Annotated in this window: 14 protein-coding genes; all 14 read left to right on the top strand. The window is 65.0% G+C overall.

Annotated features, from left to right (window positions below):
- Nucleotides 1-66: 66 nt before the first annotated feature.
- Nucleotides 67-1,266, top strand: a complete 1,200-nt coding sequence (locus H0X91_RS16580) for an ABC transporter substrate-binding protein (protein ID WP_006482735.1) — start codon at nt 67-69, stop codon at nt 1,264-1,266.
- A gap of 132 nt (nt 1,267-1,398) precedes the next feature.
- Nucleotides 1,399-2,283 (top strand): branched-chain amino acid ABC transporter permease, encoded by an 885-nt coding sequence (locus H0X91_RS16575; RefSeq protein WP_006482704.1) that lies wholly within the window; start codon nt 1,399-1,401, stop codon nt 2,281-2,283.
- Nucleotides 2,283-3,260, top strand: coding sequence for a branched-chain amino acid ABC transporter permease (locus H0X91_RS16570; RefSeq protein ID WP_006482714.1), 978 nt, complete (start codon nt 2,283-2,285; stop codon nt 3,258-3,260). The genes H0X91_RS16575 and H0X91_RS16570 overlap by 1 nt, the downstream gene beginning before the upstream one ends.
- Nucleotides 3,261-4,341: 1,081 nt before the next feature.
- Entirely contained in the window at nt 4,342-5,499 is a 1,158-nt protein-coding gene (locus H0X91_RS16565) for an ABC transporter substrate-binding protein (protein ID WP_006482734.1), read from the top strand.
- Between the two features lie 206 nt (nt 5,500-5,705).
- Nucleotides 5,706-6,761, top strand: coding sequence for a branched-chain amino acid ABC transporter permease (locus H0X91_RS16560; protein ID WP_006496318.1), 1,056 nt, complete (start codon nt 5,706-5,708; stop codon nt 6,759-6,761).
- A gap of 4 nt (nt 6,762-6,765) precedes the next feature.
- The gene (locus H0X91_RS16555; protein ID WP_196433146.1) at nt 6,766-8,550 is read left to right on the top strand and encodes a branched-chain amino acid ABC transporter ATP-binding protein/permease; all 1,785 of its coding nucleotides are present in this window, start codon (nt 6,766-6,768) and stop codon (nt 8,548-8,550) included.
- Complete coding sequence (locus H0X91_RS16550; protein WP_006496317.1) at nt 8,550-9,305, top strand: ABC transporter ATP-binding protein; 756 nt, start codon at nt 8,550-8,552, stop codon at nt 9,303-9,305. The genes H0X91_RS16555 and H0X91_RS16550 overlap by 1 nt, the downstream gene beginning before the upstream one ends.
- A 539-nt stretch (nt 9,306-9,844) precedes the next feature.
- The gene (mnmG, locus tag H0X91_RS16545; protein WP_077056020.1) at nt 9,845-11,815 is read left to right on the top strand and encodes a tRNA uridine-5-carboxymethylaminomethyl(34) synthesis enzyme MnmG; all 1,971 of its coding nucleotides are present in this window, start codon (nt 9,845-9,847) and stop codon (nt 11,813-11,815) included.
- Nucleotides 11,812-12,498: a 16S rRNA (guanine(527)-N(7))-methyltransferase RsmG gene (gene rsmG / locus H0X91_RS16540; protein WP_048988771.1), complete on the top strand. Its 687-nt coding sequence runs from the start codon at nt 11,812-11,814 to the stop codon at nt 12,496-12,498. Before mnmG ends, rsmG begins: the two co-directional genes overlap by 4 nt.
- A gap of 51 nt (nt 12,499-12,549) precedes the next feature.
- The gene (locus tag H0X91_RS16535; protein WP_006482737.1) at nt 12,550-13,329 is read left to right on the top strand and encodes a ParA family protein; all 780 of its coding nucleotides are present in this window, start codon (nt 12,550-12,552) and stop codon (nt 13,327-13,329) included.
- Nucleotides 13,330-13,360: 31 nt separating this feature from the next.
- Nucleotides 13,361-14,254: a ParB/RepB/Spo0J family partition protein gene (locus tag H0X91_RS16530; protein WP_006482728.1), complete on the top strand. Its 894-nt coding sequence runs from the start codon at nt 13,361-13,363 to the stop codon at nt 14,252-14,254.
- 10 nt (nt 14,255-14,264) lie between these two features.
- Nucleotides 14,265-15,395: an SLC13 family permease gene (locus H0X91_RS16525; RefSeq protein ID WP_196433145.1), complete on the top strand. Its 1,131-nt coding sequence runs from the start codon at nt 14,265-14,267 to the stop codon at nt 15,393-15,395.
- 569 nt (nt 15,396-15,964) lie between these two features.
- Complete coding sequence (locus H0X91_RS16520; protein WP_006482723.1) at nt 15,965-16,489, top strand: ATP synthase subunit I; 525 nt, start codon at nt 15,965-15,967, stop codon at nt 16,487-16,489.
- 109 nt (nt 16,490-16,598) lie between these two features.
- Nucleotides 16,599-17,450, top strand: coding sequence for a F0F1 ATP synthase subunit A (atpB, locus tag H0X91_RS16515; RefSeq protein WP_012492242.1), 852 nt, complete (start codon nt 16,599-16,601; stop codon nt 17,448-17,450).
- Nucleotides 17,451-17,522: the final 72 nt, after the last annotated feature.

Below are 17,522 nucleotides of genomic sequence, written 5' to 3'. Positions count from 1 at the left end.
TTCCCTTGCCGCTGGCCGTGGCGGCCCTCGAACAACCACAACGCATCAGAACAACAGGAGACGTCAATGAAAATGAAGACCCTCGCACAGGCCTGTCTCGCGCTCGCGACCGCCGCGTTCACCGCCGGCGCCGCCCACGCGGCGGATACCGTGAAGATCGGCTTCATCACCGACATGTCGGGGCTTTACGCGGATATCGACGGGCAGGGCGGTCTCGAGGCGATCCGCATGGCGGTCGCGGACTTCGGCGGCAAGGTGCTCGGCAAGCCGATCGAGGTCGTCTATGCCGATCACCAGAACAAGGCCGACATCGCCGCATCGAAGGCGCGCGAATGGATGGACCGCGGCGGCCTCGACCTGCTGGTCGGCGGCACGAACTCGGCCACCGCGCTGTCGATGAACCAGGTCGCGGCCGAGAAGAAGAAGGTCTACATCAACATCGGCGCGGGCGCCGACACGCTGACCAACGAGCAGTGCACGCCGTACACGGTCCACTACGCGTACGACACGATGGCGCTCGCGAAGGGCACCGGGTCGGCGGTGGTGAAGCAGGGCGGCAAGAGCTGGTTCTTCCTGACGGCCGACTACGCGTTCGGCAAGGCGCTCGAGAAGAACACGTCGGACGTCGTGAAGGCGAACGGCGGGCAGGTGCTCGGCGCGGTGCGTCATCCGCTGTCCGCATCGGATTTCTCGTCGTTCCTGCTGCAGGCGCAATCGTCGAAGGCACAGATTCTCGGCCTCGCGAACGCGGGCGGCGACACGATCAACTCGATCAAGGCCGCGAAGGAATTCGGCATCACGAAGACGATGAAGCTCGCCGCGCTGCTGATGTTCATCGACGACGTGCACAGCCTCGGCCTCGAGACGACGCAGGGTCTCGTGCTGACCGACAGCTGGTACTGGAACCGCGACGCGGCGTCGCGCCAGTGGGCGCAGCGCTACTTCGGCAAGATGAAGAAGATGCCGTCGAGCCTGCAGGCGGCCGACTACTCGTCGGTGACGACGTACCTGAAGGCCGTGCAGGCCGCCGGGACGACCGACTCCGACAAGGTGATGGCCGAGCTGAAGAAGATCAAGATCAGCGACTTCTACGCGAAGGGCTACATCCGCCAGGACGGCAGCATGATCCACGACATGTACCTGATGGAAGTGAAGAAGCCGTCCGAATCGAAGGAGCCGTGGGACTACTACAAGGTGCTCGCGACGATTCCGGGCGAACAGGCGTTCGGCACCAAGCAGGAAACGCGCTGCGCGTTGTGGAAGTAAGCGCTGCGTAGCGGCGCGCGCGAGTCGCGCGCCGCGCGGCGGCGGCCGCAGCGACGTGCCTGCTGCGCCGCTCGCGCGCGCAACGGCCGTAAGGTTGCGCACGCAACGAAACTCATTCTGACGGCTAAGTCGATGGAAATCTTTGGCATTCCGTTGCCGGCGATGCTGAGCCAGTTGCTGCTCGGGCTCGTCAACGGCTCGTTCTACGCGATCCTGAGCCTCGGGCTCGCGGTGATCTTCGGGCTGCTCAACGTGATCAACTTCGCGCACGGCGCGTTGTTCATGCTGGGCGCGATGCTCGCGTGGATGGGCCTGTCGTATTTCGGGCTGCCGTACTGGGCGATGCTCGCGCTGGCGCCGCTGATGGTCGGCGCGTTCGGGATCGCGATCGAGCGCTCGATGCTGCGCTGGCTGTACAAGCTCGATCACCTGTACGGGCTGCTGCTCACGTTCGGCCTCACGCTGGTCGTCGAAGGCGTGTTCCGGTCGATCTACGGATCGTCGGGCCAGCCGTACGACGTGCCGTCGCAGCTGTCCGGCGCGACCAACCTCGGCTTCATGTTCCTGCCGAACTATCGCGCCTGGGTCGTCGTCGCGTCGCTCGCGGTGTGCCTCGCGACGTGGTTCGTGATCGAGAAGACGCGGCTCGGCGCGTACCTGCGCGCGGGCACCGAGAACCCGAAGCTCGTCGAGGCGTTCGGCGTGAACGTGCCGATGATGATCACGCTCACCTACGGCTTCGGCGTCGCGCTCGCCGCGTTCGCGGGCGTGCTGGCCGCGCCGGTGATCCAGGTGTCGCCGCTGATGGGCCAGCCGATGATCATCACCGTGTTCGCGGTGGTCGTGATCGGCGGGATGGGCTCGATCCTCGGCTCGATCGTCACGGGCCTGCTGCTCGGCGTGATCGAGGGCTTCACGCGCGTGTTCTATCCCGAAGCATCGGCCACCGTCGTGTTCGTGATCATGGCGATCGTGCTGCTGTTCCGCCCGGCGGGCCTCTTCGGCAAGGAAAAATGATGCAGAGAAAAGTGCTCTACGGCGTGCTGCTCGCCGCACTGCTCGCCGCGCCGTTCATCGGCGCGTATCCGGTGTTCGTGATGAAGGTGCTCGCGTTCGCGCTGTTCGCGGCCGCGTTCAACCTGCTGATCGGCTATACGGGGCTGCTGTCGTTCGGCCATGCGATGTTCCTCGCGACGGCCGGCTATGCGACCGGCTACTCGATGCAGACGCTCGGTTTCACGCCGGAGCTCGGCGTGCTGGTCGGCACCGTCGCCGCGACGCTGCTCGGGCTCGTCGTCGGGCTGTTCGCGATTCGCCGGCAGGGCATCTACTTCGCGATGATCACGCTCGCGTTCGCGCAGATGGTCTACTTCATCTATCTGCAGGCGCCGTTCACGCACGGCGAGGACGGCCTGCAGGGCGTGCCGCGCGGCCGCCTGTTCGGGCTGCTCGACCTGTCGAACGACGTCGCGCTGTACTACGTCGTGCTGGTGGTGGTCGTGGCCGCGTGCGCGTTCATCGTGCGGGTCGTGCATTCGCCGTTCGGCCAGGTGCTCGTCGCCATCAAGGAGAACGAGGCGCGCGCGATCTCGCTCGGCTACGACACCGACCGCTTCAAGCTGCTCGCGTTCATCCTGTCGGCCGGGCTCGCGGGGCTGGCCGGCTCGCTGAAGGTGCTGGTGCTCGGCTTCGAGACGCTGTCGGACGCGTACTGGACGATGTCGGGCCTCGTCGTGCTGATGACGCTGGTCGGCGGAATGGGCACGCTGTTCGGGCCGCTGCTGGGCGCCGCGCTGATCGTGGCGCTGGAAGACCGGCTCGGCGACATCGGCGAATGGCTCGCGTCGACGACGGGCGTCGCGTGGTTCCATTCGCTCGGCGAATCGGCGACGATCGTCACCGGGCTGATCTTCATCGCGTGCGTGCTGGCATTCCGGCGCGGGATCGTCGGCGAGATGGTCGCACGGGTCAAGCCGCTCAGGGCCTCGTCATGAGCATGCGGTGCGCGTCGCCGCGCGTTGATGCGAAGCACCATCCGGCACGCCCGGGAAGGGCGTCGCAGCAGGCTCCGGCCGGCGCCGCGCGGCAGGCTGGTGCCCCATTTTCGTGCGGCGATGCACCATAGGGGTAAATGCTAAGTTGTCGTGGTGCTTAAGCCTCTTTAAGATTCACCTTAGTTCTGATGCACCGCGAAACGAATTTGCAGGTGGAGAACGAGGAGACAATCGAGGCACAAAGTGCCCGGACCCCAAAGCGCTGTTGGACGGAATCCAACAGCGCTTTTTCATTTGCGTGCACGGATTCCTTCGATGGTGCATCGGCCCGCGTGACGGCCACTTCCCGCGTTTGCGTTCGCACCGCGTCTTTTCCGCGCTTCGCGCGTCCCCCGTTTTCCGTTTCCGGCGATTCGTTCGCAGACGCTGCGCAGTCCTGCACAGGCGCTTCGGGCTTACCCGGTTGGCGTGCGCGAAATGCGTCCGTTACACTCGGCTTTCGCCGACCGTGCGGTCGGGAAAATGGTCGGCAGTTCTCCTACAAGCACAATGCAGAAGAGGGAGTACGGTTGGATGAGCAGCGCAGCACGGTGGATCGGGGCAGGAGAGGCGGCAGGCGCCGTCCGTTCGTCATGGGGTGCGCGGTGGGTCATCGCGGCGTTCCCGAGCCGTTCCGCGGCCCGTATGCGCGTTCCCGCGCCCTCGCGGGTCGTTGCGCTCGCATCGACATCCGCGTTTGCGTCCGTATTCGCATGAGCGGCCGGTTTTTCGATGTTTCACCCGTCGCGGGCTTGGCCGCAGCAGGCCGGTTCGAGCTGCGCGCCGATCATCGATGCAGCCGCAACGATCACTCGCGCGCTCGCGCATTTCTTCGCTTTCTTCATCCTGACGACACCCCCGCTGCGCATCGTGACGGTCGAACGATCGTTTGGGCCGGCATGCGGCGCGTGCCCGGCGTGTCACGGGAAAACGAGCATTGGCGGGGCAGGACGAGATAGTTAATTTATTAACTTGTTTTTGGGGACCGGGAGCCGCCCGAGCGACCCGTGGTTTTTTCGAGCAGCGTTTGGAGACAACGTAAATGAAGATGAATCGATGGATGGAGGCCCTGCTTGCCGCGGGCCTCGTGTGTGCGGCGGCTACGGCGTCGGCGCAGGTCAAGATCGGCGTGACGCTGTCGGCCACCGGCCCGGCCGCTTCGCTCGGGATTCCGGAAAAGAACACGATCGCGCTGCTGCCGAAGGAAATCGCGGGCAAGAGCGTGCAGTACATCGTGCTGGACGACGCCTCCGACACGAGCCGCGCGGTGCAGAACGTGCGCAAGCTGATCGACGAGGACCACGTCGACGCGATCATCGGCTCGTCGGTCACGCCGAACTCGCTCGCGATGCTCGACCCCGTGTCGCAGGGCAAGACGCCGACGATCTCGCTCGCGGCGAGCGCGCAGATCATCGCGCCGATGGACGCGAAGCGCGCGTGGATGTTCAAGGTGCCGCAGAACGACCAGCTGATGGCCGACGCGATCGCCGGTTACATGGCGAAGCACGGCGTGAAGACGGTCGGCTTCATCGGTTTCGCCGACGCGTACGGCGACAGCTGGTACAAGACTTTCGACGCGGCGGCCGCGAAGAACGGGCTGAAGCTCGTATCGAACGAGCGCTACAACCGGACCGACGCGTCGGTGATGGGGCAGGTGCTGAAGCTGCTGGGCTCGAACCCGGATGCGGTGCTGATCGCGGGCTCCGGCACGCCGGCGGCGCTGCCGGCCAAGACGCTGAAGGAGCGCGGCTACAAGGGCAAGGTGTACCAGACGCACGGCGTCGCCAACAACGATTTCCTGCGCGTGTGCGGCAAGGATTGCGAAGGCGAGATCCTGCCGGCCGGCCCCGTGCTCGTGACCGACCAGCTGCCCGACTCGAACCCGGTGAAGAAGCCGGCGCTCGGCTACAAGGCCGCGTACGAGAAGGCCTACGGCGCGGGTTCGCTGTCGACGTTCGGCGGTCATGCGTGGGATGCGGGCCTGCTGCTGCAGCGGGCGATCCCGGAAGCGCTGAAGAAGGGCCAGCCGGGCACCGAGGCGTTCCGCGAAGCGCTGCGCGCGTCGCTCGAAAGCGTGAAGGATCTGCCCGTGTCGCACGGCGTGATCAACATGACGGCGACCGATCATAACGGCTTCGACACGCGTGCGCGCGTGATGGTGCAGATCGTCGACGGCAAGTGGAAGCTGCAGGCCGAGTAAGCGCAAGCATCACGTGAAACCGGCGTGCGCGGCGCGAACGGCGCCGCGCACGCCGTCGGGAGGGTAGCGCGCCTGACGGCCGCACCCGTGTCGCCTGGAACCACCGGGGCCCGCCGCATGGCGCGCGACGTGCCGATCGCGTCGCGCGCGTCCCGGCCGTTTCCGCCTTTCGTTTCTCCGCAGCCTTCTCTCGATACACGAAACGTATGGATCTCTCGATTGCGGCGATCCTCGCGCAAGACGGCATCACGACCGGCGCCATTTATGCATTGTTGTCGCTGGCGCTCGTCCTGGTGTTTTCCGTCACGCGGGTGATCTTCATTCCCCAGGGCGAGTTCGTCGCCTACGGTGCGCTGACGCTGGCCGCGTTGCAGGCGCAGAAATTCCCCGCCACCTGCTGGCTGCTGTTCGTGATGGGCATCGCGTGCTTCCTGCTCGAAGTCGGTGGCCTGATCCGGCATCGCGAACGCCGCCATCAGCTCGGCCGCACGCTCGCGACGCTCGCCAGCCGCTACATCCTGCTGCCGCTCGCGGTGTTCGCGATCACGCGCAGCTTTGCCGCGCAACCGATGCCGATGCTCGCGCAGATCGCACTGACGCTCGCGATCGTCGTGCCGATGGGGCCGTTCGTCTACCGGCTCGTGTACCAGCCGATCGCCGAAGGCACGACGCTGCTGCTGCTGATCGTGTCGGTCGCCGTCCATTTCGCGATGGTCGGTCTCGGCCTCGTGATGTTCGGCGCGGAAGGCTCGCGCACCAACGCGTTCTCGGACGCGTCGCTCGCGATCGGCAGCATGACGGTGTCGGTGCAGAGCATCCTCGTCGTCGTCACGGCGCTCGTGCTGATCGGTGCGCTCTACGTGTACTTCGGCCGCACGATCGCGGGCAAGGCGCTGCGCGCGACGTCGGTGAACCGGCTCGGGGCGCGGCTCGTCGGCATCGGCACCACCGAAGCGGGGCGGCTCGCGTTCACGTTCGCGGCGGGGCTCGGCGTGCTGTCCGGGATCCTCGTCGGTCCGCTGACGACGATCTACTACGACTCGGGCTTCCTGATCGGCCTGAAGGGCTTCGTCGGCGCGATCATCGGCGGGCTCGTCAGCTATCCGCTCGCGGCCGCCGGCTCGCTGCTGGTCGGCGTGCTCGAATCCTATTCGTCGTTCTGGGCGAGCGCATACAAGGAGGTGATCGTGTTCACGCTGATCATTCCGGTGCTGCTGTGGCGGAGCTTCGTGACGCCGCATGCGGAAGAGGAAGAGGAGTGACGCGATGAAGACGATGGTACGCAACAAGACCTTCTGGGTATTTCTCGTGGCGCTGTTCGCGCTGCCGGTGCTGCCCGGCGCGCTGCAGGTGCCCGAGTACTGGATCACGCTGCTGAACTACATCGGCCTGTATGCGATCGTCGCGATCGGGCTCGTGCTGCTGACGGGCGTCGGCGGGATGACGAGCTTCGGGCAGGCCGCGTTCGTCGGCATCGGCGCGTATGCGACCGCGTTCCTGACGACGCGGTATGGCGTGTCGCCGTGGCTCGCGCTGATCGTCGGCGTCGTGCTGACGGCGCTGGTCGCGCTCGTGCTGGGCGCCGTGACGATGCGGCTGTCCGGGCACTTCCTGCCGCTCGGCACGATCGCGTGGGGACTCGCGCTGTTCTACCTGTTCGGCAACCTCGAACTGCTCGGCAAGTACGACGGGATCAACGGGATTCCGGCGCTGAACCTGTTCGGCATCGAGCTCGAAAGCGGTCGCAGCCTGTATTTCCTGATCTGGGCCGTGGTGCTGGCCGCGATCGTGTCGGTGCAGAACCTGCTGAACAGCCGTCCGGGTCGCGCGATCCGCGCGCTGCGCGGCGGCGGCGTGATGGCCGAGGCGATGGGCGTGAACACCGCGTGGATGCGCGTCGTGATCTTCGTCTACGCGGCCGTGCTCGCTGCCGTATCGGGCTTTCTGTACGCGCATCTGCAGCGCGCGGTGAACCCGACTCCGTTCGGCCTGAACCACGGGATCGAATTCCTGTTCATGGCCGTGGTGGGCGGCGTGTCGCACGTATGGGGCGCGGTGCTCGGCGCCGCGATCCTGACCGTGCTGCAGGACTATCTGCAGACACTGCTGCCGAAGCTGCTCGGTTCGGAAGGCAACTTCGAGATCATCGTGTTCGGCGTGCTGATGGTGCTGCTGCTGCAGTACGCGCGCCAGGGCGTATGGCCGTTCGTCGCAAAGTTGTTCCCGCGCGGGCCGCGCGCGCATGTGCCGGAGCAGGCCGACCCGCTGCCGCAGCGCGCGAAGCCCGTGGCCGGCGAGCCGCTGCTCGTCGTCGACAACGCACGCAAGCAATTTGGCGGGCTGGTGGCCGTCAACGACGTCAGCTTCGACGTGAAAGCGGGGCAGATCATCGGGCTGATCGGCCCGAACGGCGCAGGCAAGTCGACCACGTTCAACCTCGTGACCGGCGTGCTGAAGCCGACCGGCGGAGCGATCACGTTCCGTGGCGAACGCATCGACGGGCTGACGTCGCGTCAGATCGTCCGCCGTGGCATCGGCCGCACGTTCCAGCACGTGAAGCTGCTGCCGGCGATGACGGTGCTCGAGAACGTCGCGATCGGCGCCCATCTGCGTGGCCACACGGGCGTGTGGCGCAGCATCGCGCGGCTCAATGCGCACGAGGAAGCGCAGTTGCTGGCTGAAGCCGCGCGCCAGATCCGCCGCGTCGGGCTGGAAAAGCACATGTACGACGAAGCGGGCAGCCTCGCGCTCGGCCAGCAGCGGATCCTCGAAATCGCGCGGGCGCTGTGCTGCGATCCGACGCTGCTGCTGCTCGACGAGCCGGCCGCCGGGCTGCGTTACCAGGAGAAGCAGCAACTCGCCGACCTGCTGCGGCGGCTGAAGGCCGAAGGGATGAGTGTGTTGCTCGTGGAACATGACATGGATTTCGTGATGAACCTCACCGACCGGCTGGTGGTGATGGAATTCGGCACGCGGATCGCGGAAGGGCTGCCGCAGGATGTGCAGCAGGACCCGGCCGTACTCGAAGCGTATCTGGGCGGGGTGGAGTGATGACGGACACGACGATGCCGATTCTTGAAGTACGCGGATTGGCGGTGCGGTACGGAAAGGTGGAGGCGCTGCACGGCGCGGCCATCAAGGTCGGGGCGGGACAGATCGTCAGCGTGATCGGCCCGAACGGCGCCGGTAAGTCGACGCTGCTGAACGCGATCATGGGGGCGCTGCCGGTAACGGGGCACGCATCCGGCGCGGTCGTGTATCGCGGCAACGACGTCGGCGCATTGCCCGTCGAGCAGCGCGTCGCACGCGGGATGTGCCTCGTACCGGAGAAACGCGAGCTGTTCAGCACGATGACGGTCGAGGACAACCTCGTATTGGGCGCATATCGGCGCAAGCAGGCCGGGGAAGCGAACTTCCTCGATCAGCTCGATCACGTGTTCGCGCTGTTCCCGCGGCTGAAGGAGCGGCGCCGGCAGGCGGCCGGCACGCTGTCCGGTGGCGAGCGGCAGATGCTGGCGGTCGGCCGTGCGCTGATGGGCAAACCCGATCTGCTGATGCTCGACGAGCCGAGCCTCGGGCTGGCGCCGCTGATCGTGAAAGAGATCTTTCATATCATCAGCGCGTTGCGCGGCACCGGCGTGGCGACGCTGCTGATCGAGCAGAACGCACGGGCGGCGCTGCAGATCTCCGATTACGGTTATGTGCTGGAGACGGGCGAGTTTGCACTGGAAGGGCCGGCGGCCGAACTCGCGCAGAATCCGCGTGTGATCGAAACGTACCTCGGGCTGGCGAAGAAGACGGCTTGATTGTTGGCTCGGTGGGCGGGAAACGGACGGCGTGTTTCACGTGAAACACGCCGTTTTTGTTTTGGGGCTGGCCGGGTTTCGATGCGTCGACGATTCTGGCCCGGCGGATAAGTCGCGCCGGAATAGTGGGAAGCTCTGTGCGGTGCTGCGCTTGCTTGTTCCACAGGCCGATGATGTGGCGCGCTTCGGTGGATAAGCATGGGGACGACCGACAGAAATGCTGTGTGGTGATGGGCACAGGATGTCGGGTCTGGCGCGTTGCGCTGCTCCACAGGCATTGGCCAGTTAACGAGTTCCACACATGCTGACGCGACTATCAACCAGGTTTTTTGCACAGGCACGACGATGTGCGTTGAATCGCTCGTAGGCATCGCCGAAGTACGCCTACCAACGCATTTCACCGGTCCTCAGCCAAAAAATCGCCGAAATGCACAGACCCTACCATTCGGACGGCCTTCGGGTGAAAAGCGAACCCGCTATAATTCGGCCCATACATTTCTCTGATAGGTTCGTGCGCAGCTCTGCGTACGGAATCCACCATGCTTTTTCCCACAGAATTTGACGTCATCGTCGTCGGTGGCGGTCATGCCGGCACGGAAGCCGCGCTGGCGTCCGCCCGCATGGGCGCAAAGACACTGCTGCTGACCCACAACATCGAAACGCTTGGGCAGATGAGCTGCAATCCGTCGATCGGCGGCATTGGCAAGGGCCATCTGGTCAAGGAAGTCGACGCACTGGGCGGCGCAATGGCCGCCGCGACGGACGAAAGCGGTATTCAGTTCCGGATCCTCAATTCGTCGAAGGGCCCGGCCGTGCGCGCGACACGCGCGCAGGCCGATCGCATCCTGTACAAGGCCGCGATTCGCCACCGGCTCGAAAATCAGCCGAACCTGTGGCTGTTCCAGCAGGCGGTCGACGACCTGATCGTCGAAGGTGACCGCGTGGTTGGCGCCGTCACGCAGATCGGCATCCGCTTTCGCGCGCGCGCGGTCGTGCTGACGGCCGGTACGTTCCTCGACGGCAAGATCCACGTCGGCCTGAACAACTACACGGGCGGCCGCGCGGGCGATCCGGCGGCCGTGTCGCTGTCGTCGCGCCTGAAGGAGCTGAAGCTGCCGCAGGGCCGCCTGAAGACCGGTACGCCGCCGCGTATCGACGGGCGAACGATCGACTTCTCGAAGCTCGACGAGCAGCCGGGCGACCTCGATCCGATCCCCGTGTTCTCGTTCCTGGGCCGCGCGGAGCAGCATCCGCAGCAGCTGCCGTGCTGGGTCACGCATACGAACGAGCGCACGCACGACATCATTCGCGGCGGTCTCGACCGTTCGCCTATGTATACAGGCGTGATCGAAGGTGTCGGGCCGCGCTATTGCCCGTCGATCGAGGACAAGATCCACCGGTTCGCATCGAAGGAATCGCACCAGATCTTCCTGGAACCGGAAGGGCTGACGACCAACGAGTTCTACCCGAACGGGATCTCGACGAGCCTGCCGTTCGATGTCCAGCTCGAGCTCGTGCATTCGATGCGCGGCCTCGAGAACGCGCACATCCTGCGTCCCGGATACGCGATCGAGTATGACTACTTCGACCCGCGCGCGCTGAAGGCGTCGCTCGAGACGAAGGCGATCAACGGGCTGTTCTTTGCGGGCCAGATCAACGGCACGACCGGCTACGAAGAGGCGGCTGCGCAGGGTCTGCTGGCCGGCCTCAATGCGGGCCGTTACGTGCAGGAGAAGGAGGCGTGGTGCCCGCGGCGCGACCAGGCCTATCTGGGCGTGCTGGTCGACGATCTCGTTACGCGCGGTGTGGCCGAGCCGTACCGGATGTTCACGAGTCGCGCCGAGTATCGCCTGAGCCTGCGCGAAGATAACGCTGACATGCGCCTGACCGAAATCGGTCGCGAACTGGGGCTGGTCGACGACGCGCGCTGGGACGCCTTCAGCCGGAAACGCGACGCTGTTTCACGTGAAACCGAACGCCTGAAGTCGACCTGGGTCACGCCGAAGACGCTGCCGGCAGAAGAGGCGACCGCGTTGCTCGGCAAGGCGATCGATCACGAATACAGCCTCGCCGAACTGCTGCGCCGCCCGGGTGTGAGCTACGACGGCGTATGCGGACTGAAGGGCGGCGAGTGCGGCCCCGCGGAGCCGCTGACGGACGATCCGGTGCTGCTCGAACAGATCAAGGAACAGGTCGAGATCGGCATCAAGTATCAGGGCTATATCGAGCGCCAGGCGTCCGAGATCGAGCGCAACGATGCGAACGAGAACACGCGCCTGCCGGACGGTATCGATTACCGTGAAGTCCGCGGCCTGTCGTTCGAGGTGAGCCAGAAGCTCAACGAGTTCCGGCCGGAAACGATCGGGCAAGCGTCGCGTATCTCGGGTGTCACGCCGGCGGCCATCTCGCTGCTGATGGTGCACCTGAAGCGGCGCGGCTTGGGCCGCCGCAACGGCACGGCCGCAGAGGCCGCGGAGCAGGGGGACGGCACCGTCCCGACGCAACAATGACGGCGCGTCGCGCGCCGGCGGTTAATCGGGACGTACTGGAACAGATGCTCGTCGAAGGCACGGCGGCGCTCGACCTCACGCTGACGGATGCGCAACGCAACCAGCTGCTCGACTACGTCGCGCTGCTCGGCAAGTGGAACGCGGTCTACAACCTGACCGCGATCCGCGACCCGAAGCAGATGCTGATCCAGCACATCCTCGATTCGCTTTCCATCGTCCCGCATCTGCGTGGTCGTACGTCGGCGCGCGTGCTCGACGTCGGCTCGGGTGGCGGGCTGCCCGGTATCGTGCTGGCGATCGTCGAGCCGGGCTGGCAGGTCACGCTGAACGATATCGTGCAGAAGAAGTCTGCCTTCCAGACGCAGATGCGCGCGGAGCTGAAGCTGGCGAACTTGTCGGTGGTCACCGGGCGGGTCGAATCGCTGCAGCCGGGTGTCGAAGTGCCGGAAAAATTCGACATGATCGTATCCCGCGCTTTCGCGGATCTATCCGACTTCGTTAAACTTGCTCGACATCTGGTCGCGCCGGGTGGTTCGATCTGGGCGATGAAGGGCGTTCACCCGGACGACGAGATTGCGCGGTTGCCGGAAGGCAGCCACGTCAAGCAGACGATCCGGCTGGCGGTGCCGATGCTCGATGCGGAGCGGCATCTGTTCGAAGTGGCCGTCGACGACGCGAATTGAAGGCGCGCGGTAGCGCGCCGTTTGTTTGAAGGTAAAGGGAACACACCAACGATGGCAAAGATCTTCTGCGTTGCGAACCAGAAGGGGGGCGTCGGCAAGACGACGACATCGGTCAATCTCGCCGCAAGCCTTGCAGCGCAGGAGCAACGAGTCCTGTTGATCGATCTCGACCCGCAGGGCAACGCGACGATGGGCAGCGGGATCGACAAGGCCGCCTGCGAAGCGACCGTGTACGAAGTGCTGGTCGATGGCGTGTCGGTGACCGACGCGCGCGTGCGTCCGGAAGGCGTCACCTACGACGTGCTTCCCGCGAACCGCGAGCTGTCCGGCGCCGAGATCGAGCTGATCAGCATCGACAATCGCGAGCGCCGGCTGAAGGCCGCGCTCGAGCGCGTGGCCGACGACTACGATTTCGTGCTGATCGATTGCCCGCCGACGCTGTCGCTGCTGACGCTGAACGGCCTGTGCGCGGCGCACGGCGTCGTGATCCCGATGCAGTGCGAGTACTTCGCGCTGGAAGGGCTGTCGGATCTCGTCAATACGATCAAGCAGGTTCACGCGAACATGAATCGCGACCTGAAGATCATCGGCCTGCTGCGCGTGATGTTCGATCCGCGCATCACGCTGCAGCAGCAAGTCTCCGATCAACTGAAAGCGCACTTCGGCGACAAGGTGTTCGACGCGGTGATTCCGCGCAACGTGCGCCTGGCGGAAGCGCCGAGTTACGGGTTGCCGGGCGTCGTGTTCGATCGCAGCTCGCGCGGTGCGCAGGCGTATATCCAGTTCGGTGCCGAGATGATCGAACGCGTGCGCGCGTTCGAGGTGTCGTGATCCGGACATGAGCGAAGCGAGGAAGAAAGACATGAACGCGGTACCAAAGAAGAAGGGCTTGGGACGTGGCCTCGAAGCGCTGCTCGGCGGCAGTGCCGATATCACCGAAGCGGTGAAGATCGAAGGCGCACCGAACACGCTCGCGCTCGGCAAGCTGCAAGCCGGCAAGTACCAGCCGCGTACGCGGATGGACGAAGGCAGCCTGCAGGAGCTCGCGGCCAGCATTCGCGCGCAGGGCGTGATGCAGCCGATCCTGGTACGGCCTATTTCGTCAGACAAATACGAGATCATCGCGGGCGAGCGGCGTTTCCGCGCGGCGCGCCTGGCCGGCCTCGATGAAGTGCCGGTGCTCGTGAAGGACGTATCCGATCAGGCCGCCGCCGCGATGGCGCTGATCGAGAACATCCAGCGCGAGGACCTGAATCCGCTCGAAGAGGCGCACGGCATCCAGCGCCTGCTCGACGAGTTCGGTTTCACGCACGAACAGGCGGCCGAATCGGTCGGCCGTTCGCGCAGCGCGGTGTCGAACCTGCTGCGCCTGCTGAACCTCGCGTCACCCGTGCAGACGATGCTGCTGGCCGGCGATCTCGACATGGGGCACGCGCGCGCGCTGCTCGCGGTCGACGCGGCCACGCAGATCACGCTCGCGCATCAGGTGGTCAACAAGCGCATGTCGGTGCGCGAGACCGAGAAGCTCGTCGCACATACGACGAAGGAAGCGCCGGCCGTGAAGGCGCGCGCGAAGGACGACGGCGGCCGCGATACACGTCGTCTCGAAGAGGAGTTGTCAGACCTGCTCGCGTCGACGGTGAAGATCAAGCTGGGCCGCCGCGGGCGCGGGCAGGTGCTGATCGACTTCGGCAACCTCGACGCGCTCGAGGGCATTCTCGCGCGCCTGCGCGGCAACGTCGCGACCGAAGAGTAACGGGCAACCCATGGAGCAAACGGGCGCACCGGCGCCGCGCCGGTGGCTCGGCTGGCTCGCGCAGGAACCGGTACTGTCGGTGCTGGCACTTGGCCTGATCGTGCTGCAATGGGTGCGTCCGCAACCATTTTCGGTACTGGCCGACCGCGTCGACTGGCAGACGGTCGCGACGCTCGCGGGCCTGCTGATGCTGACCAAGGCGCTCGAGTTGTCCGGCTGCCTGATGTGGCTCGCGCATCGCATCGTGCATCACGTGCATTCCGAGCGAGGGCTCGCGATGCTGCTTGTCGGCTTCGCCGCCGTGCTGTCGATGTGGCTCACCAACGACGTCGCGCTGTTCGTCGTCGTACCGTTGATGGTGTCGCTGCGCGCGCTGACACCGCTGCCGTTCCGGCGGCTCGTGATCGTCGTCGCGCTGGCCGTCAACGCCGGGTCCGTCGCGACCCCGCTCGGCAATCCCCAGAATCTGTTCCTGTGGCAATTGAGCGGCGTGTCGTTCGGCCGTTTCGTGGTCACGCTCGGGCCGCTCGCGCTCGCGCTGATGGCGCTGCTGCTCGTGCTGACTGCATTGATGTTTCGCGCGAAGCCGCTCGACCTGTCCGGCGACGCCGCGTCCTTTCCCGTCCAACGCATTCACGCGTTGATCGCGGCGGTGCTGTTCGCCGCGTTCGTGCTGCTCGCCGATGCGCACCATCCGCTGCCCGGCCTCGCGTGTGTCGCGATCGTGCTGCTCGCCGTCAAACGTGACGCAGTCCTGAAGATCGACTGGCTGCTGCTGCTGATCTTCGTGCTGATGTTCGTCGTGTTGCGCAGTGCGGCTGCGCTGCCCGTCGTGCACGATGCGGTCGCGCATGCGCAACTCGATTCGCCGCTGCGCGTCTACGCCGCCGGCGCGGCGCTGTCGCAGGTGATCAGCAACGTGCCGGCCGCGATTCTGCTGTCGGAGTTCACGCACGACTGGCGCGCGCTGGCATTCGGCGTATCGGTCGGCGGCTTCGGTTTCGCGATCGGCTCGCTCGCGAACCTGATCGCGGTGCGTCTCGCGAAGGAGCCGCGCATGTGGCTGCCGTTCCACCTCGTTTCGATTCCGTTCGCGCTGGTGAGCGCGGCGCTCGGCGCGTGGTTGCTCATGCACGGTTGAGCGAGGCCGATGCGCGCCGCACAGGTGTGCCGTTCGGGCGGCGGACGGGGCGCACAGCGTCCGCAGTGATCAAGGATTGTTGATAAGTGCTGCGGCCCACAGTCGAACTTCTGTGGCGGCGCGACAACTGATTGGACGAATCGATGCGCGAGCAACCGGTCGAGTTTCTCGCGCCGCGCGCGATGGTTTGATCGCGGCGTCTTGCGTGTTCCGGCGTGTCGCGCCGAGTCGTTCCCGACGACTCCATGGCAGCGGATGCCCGGCGGCGATCGCGCCGCTTCCTGCTGTCCCGCAGCGGGCGTCGTTTCCCCGTCATTTCCGCCGTCACCGGACTTTTTCGCACAAGAAATACCGGTGCAAAAAACCGACCTTACAACTGTCATCGTACGTCGTCGAATCGGGTGTTTTTTCACATCATGAGGCGTCGTTTTATGCAGGTTTTTGTCGCGTCTAAAGCCTTGAATCACTTGCAACTATCGCTTACAATCGCCCGGATTTGTTAGCTAGGCACCCCTGAAAGCTTTCAGAAAGCTTGGGGTCGGGTTCAAGGATTTCAGCGGAAGATTGCGATGGCGGGTCAGGCGCCGGACGACAGGCACGATGATCAGCGCACGCAACGCACCGCTTCGGCGGCCGGCGCGCGGCGTGAATCCGACGATGACTGGGATGTCGAGCAGCAAGATAACAACATCGTTCCGCTTACACGGGCAGAGGCCGAAAGGCTGTTCGGTCCGAACGTGAGCAAGCCCTCGCGCGTGACCCCCTACAAGGTGGTGTTCGCGCAAGTGGTCCTGTCCCTGGTTGCAACGCTGGCGTGGTGGCTGTTTTCGAAGTCGCCGGGCGCCGCTGCGCAATCCGCGTTTCTGGGCGGAGCGATCGGCTGGGTGCCCAGTGCGGTATTCGTGGCACGACTGAAGGCAGGTGGCTCGGCCACCGTGATGAGCTGGGTGATGGGCGAAGCCCTGAAACTCGCTCTGACGATCGGGATGTTCACCGCGGTGGCGTTCGGCTGGGCCGGCGTGCACTGGGTGCCGTTCCTCGTCACGTACCTCGTCGTGCTGAAGACGTACTGGATCGCGCTGGCCTGGCGGTAAGGAACAAGCAGCGTGCGGTTTCGACAACGAACCGCACCGGCCCGTTCCCGCAATAGCGTGTTGCGGAACGGGCAAAACGATTTTCGACAATTTGGGTGGCATTAACGATATGGCAGCTAGCGAAGGCACGCGCGGTCCGGATCCGTCCGAGTACATTGCGCACCACTTGCAGAATTTCTCCACCTCGCATCAGACGTCGATTTTCGACATTCACGTCTGGAATCTCGACACGCTGTTCTGGTCGATCGTATGCGGCATCGTGACGATCGTCCTGCTGCGTCTGGCTGCCCGCAAGGCGACGTCGGGCGTGCCGGGCCGTTTCCAGTGCGCGATCGAGATGCTCGTCGAAATGGTCGAAGACCAGTCGAAGGCCATCGTCCACGGCAATCGCACCTTCATCGCGCCGCTCGCCCTCACGGTGTTCGTGTGGGTTGCGCTGATGAACTCCCTCGACTTCCTCCCGGTCGACCTGCCGGGCCGCGTGATCGGCCTGCTCGGTCTGTCGGACGTGATTTCCCACCATCGCATCGTTCCGACGGCCGACCTGAACGGCACGCTCGGCATCGCGCTCGGCGTGTTCGTCCTGATGATCTACTACAGCATCAAGATCAAGGGCGCGGGCGGCTTCGTGCACGAGCTGCTGTCGGCACCGTTCGGCGCGCACCCGCTGCTGTGGATCCCGAACCTCGCGCTCAACATTGTCGAATATCTCGCGAAGACCGTCTCGCTCGGTATGCGGCTGTTCGGCAACATGTACGCGGGTGAGCTGTTGTTCCTGTTGATCGCCCTGCTCGGCAGCATGTGGAGCTTCGGTGGCGACGCAACGTTCCTCGGCTTCGTTGGTCATGTGATCGCGGGTAGCGTCTGGGCAATCTTCCACATCCTGATTGTTCTGTTGCAGGCATTCATTTTCATGATGCTGACGCTGGTGTATCTCGGCCAGGCGCACGACAAGCACTAAGCGCGGCGTGCAAGAAAGAGTTTCCGTTTTAGTTTTTTAAATCTCAGTTCCAAGTCTTTTCACAAAGGAGTG

It is taken from the genome of Burkholderia sp. 9777_1386, assembly GCF_015712265.1.
Taxonomy (GTDB): domain Bacteria; phylum Pseudomonadota; class Gammaproteobacteria; order Burkholderiales; family Burkholderiaceae; genus Burkholderia; species Burkholderia cenocepacia.
Note: the sequence above shows the minus strand (reverse complement) of the source record. Positions and strands in the feature narration are given on the sequence as shown.

Coding starts and splice junctions, on each gene's coding strand:
- H0X91_RS16560 (WP_006496318.1), top strand. CDS start 5,706: ATGGATCTCTCGATTGCGGCGATCCTCGCGCAAGACGGCATCACGACC.
- H0X91_RS16550 (WP_006496317.1), top strand. CDS start 8,550: ATGACGGACACGACGATGCCGATTCTTGAAGTACGCGGATTGGCGGTG.
- atpB (WP_012492242.1), top strand. CDS start 16,599: ATGGCAGCTAGCGAAGGCACGCGCGGTCCGGATCCGTCCGAGTACATT.
- H0X91_RS16570 (WP_006482714.1), top strand. CDS start 2,283: ATGCAGAGAAAAGTGCTCTACGGCGTGCTGCTCGCCGCACTGCTCGCC.
- H0X91_RS16525 (WP_196433145.1), top strand. CDS start 14,265: ATGGAGCAAACGGGCGCACCGGCGCCGCGCCGGTGGCTCGGCTGGCTC.
- H0X91_RS16535 (WP_006482737.1), top strand. CDS start 12,550: ATGGCAAAGATCTTCTGCGTTGCGAACCAGAAGGGGGGCGTCGGCAAG.
- H0X91_RS16530 (WP_006482728.1), top strand. CDS start 13,361: ATGAACGCGGTACCAAAGAAGAAGGGCTTGGGACGTGGCCTCGAAGCG.
- mnmG (WP_077056020.1), top strand. CDS start 9,845: ATGCTTTTTCCCACAGAATTTGACGTCATCGTCGTCGGTGGCGGTCAT.
- H0X91_RS16575 (WP_006482704.1), top strand. CDS start 1,399: ATGGAAATCTTTGGCATTCCGTTGCCGGCGATGCTGAGCCAGTTGCTG.
- H0X91_RS16520 (WP_006482723.1), top strand. CDS start 15,965: ATGGCGGGTCAGGCGCCGGACGACAGGCACGATGATCAGCGCACGCAA.
- H0X91_RS16565 (WP_006482734.1), top strand. CDS start 4,342: ATGAAGATGAATCGATGGATGGAGGCCCTGCTTGCCGCGGGCCTCGTG.
- rsmG (WP_048988771.1), top strand. CDS start 11,812: ATGACGGCGCGTCGCGCGCCGGCGGTTAATCGGGACGTACTGGAACAG.
- H0X91_RS16555 (WP_196433146.1), top strand. CDS start 6,766: ATGAAGACGATGGTACGCAACAAGACCTTCTGGGTATTTCTCGTGGCG.
- H0X91_RS16580 (WP_006482735.1), top strand. CDS start 67: ATGAAAATGAAGACCCTCGCACAGGCCTGTCTCGCGCTCGCGACCGCC.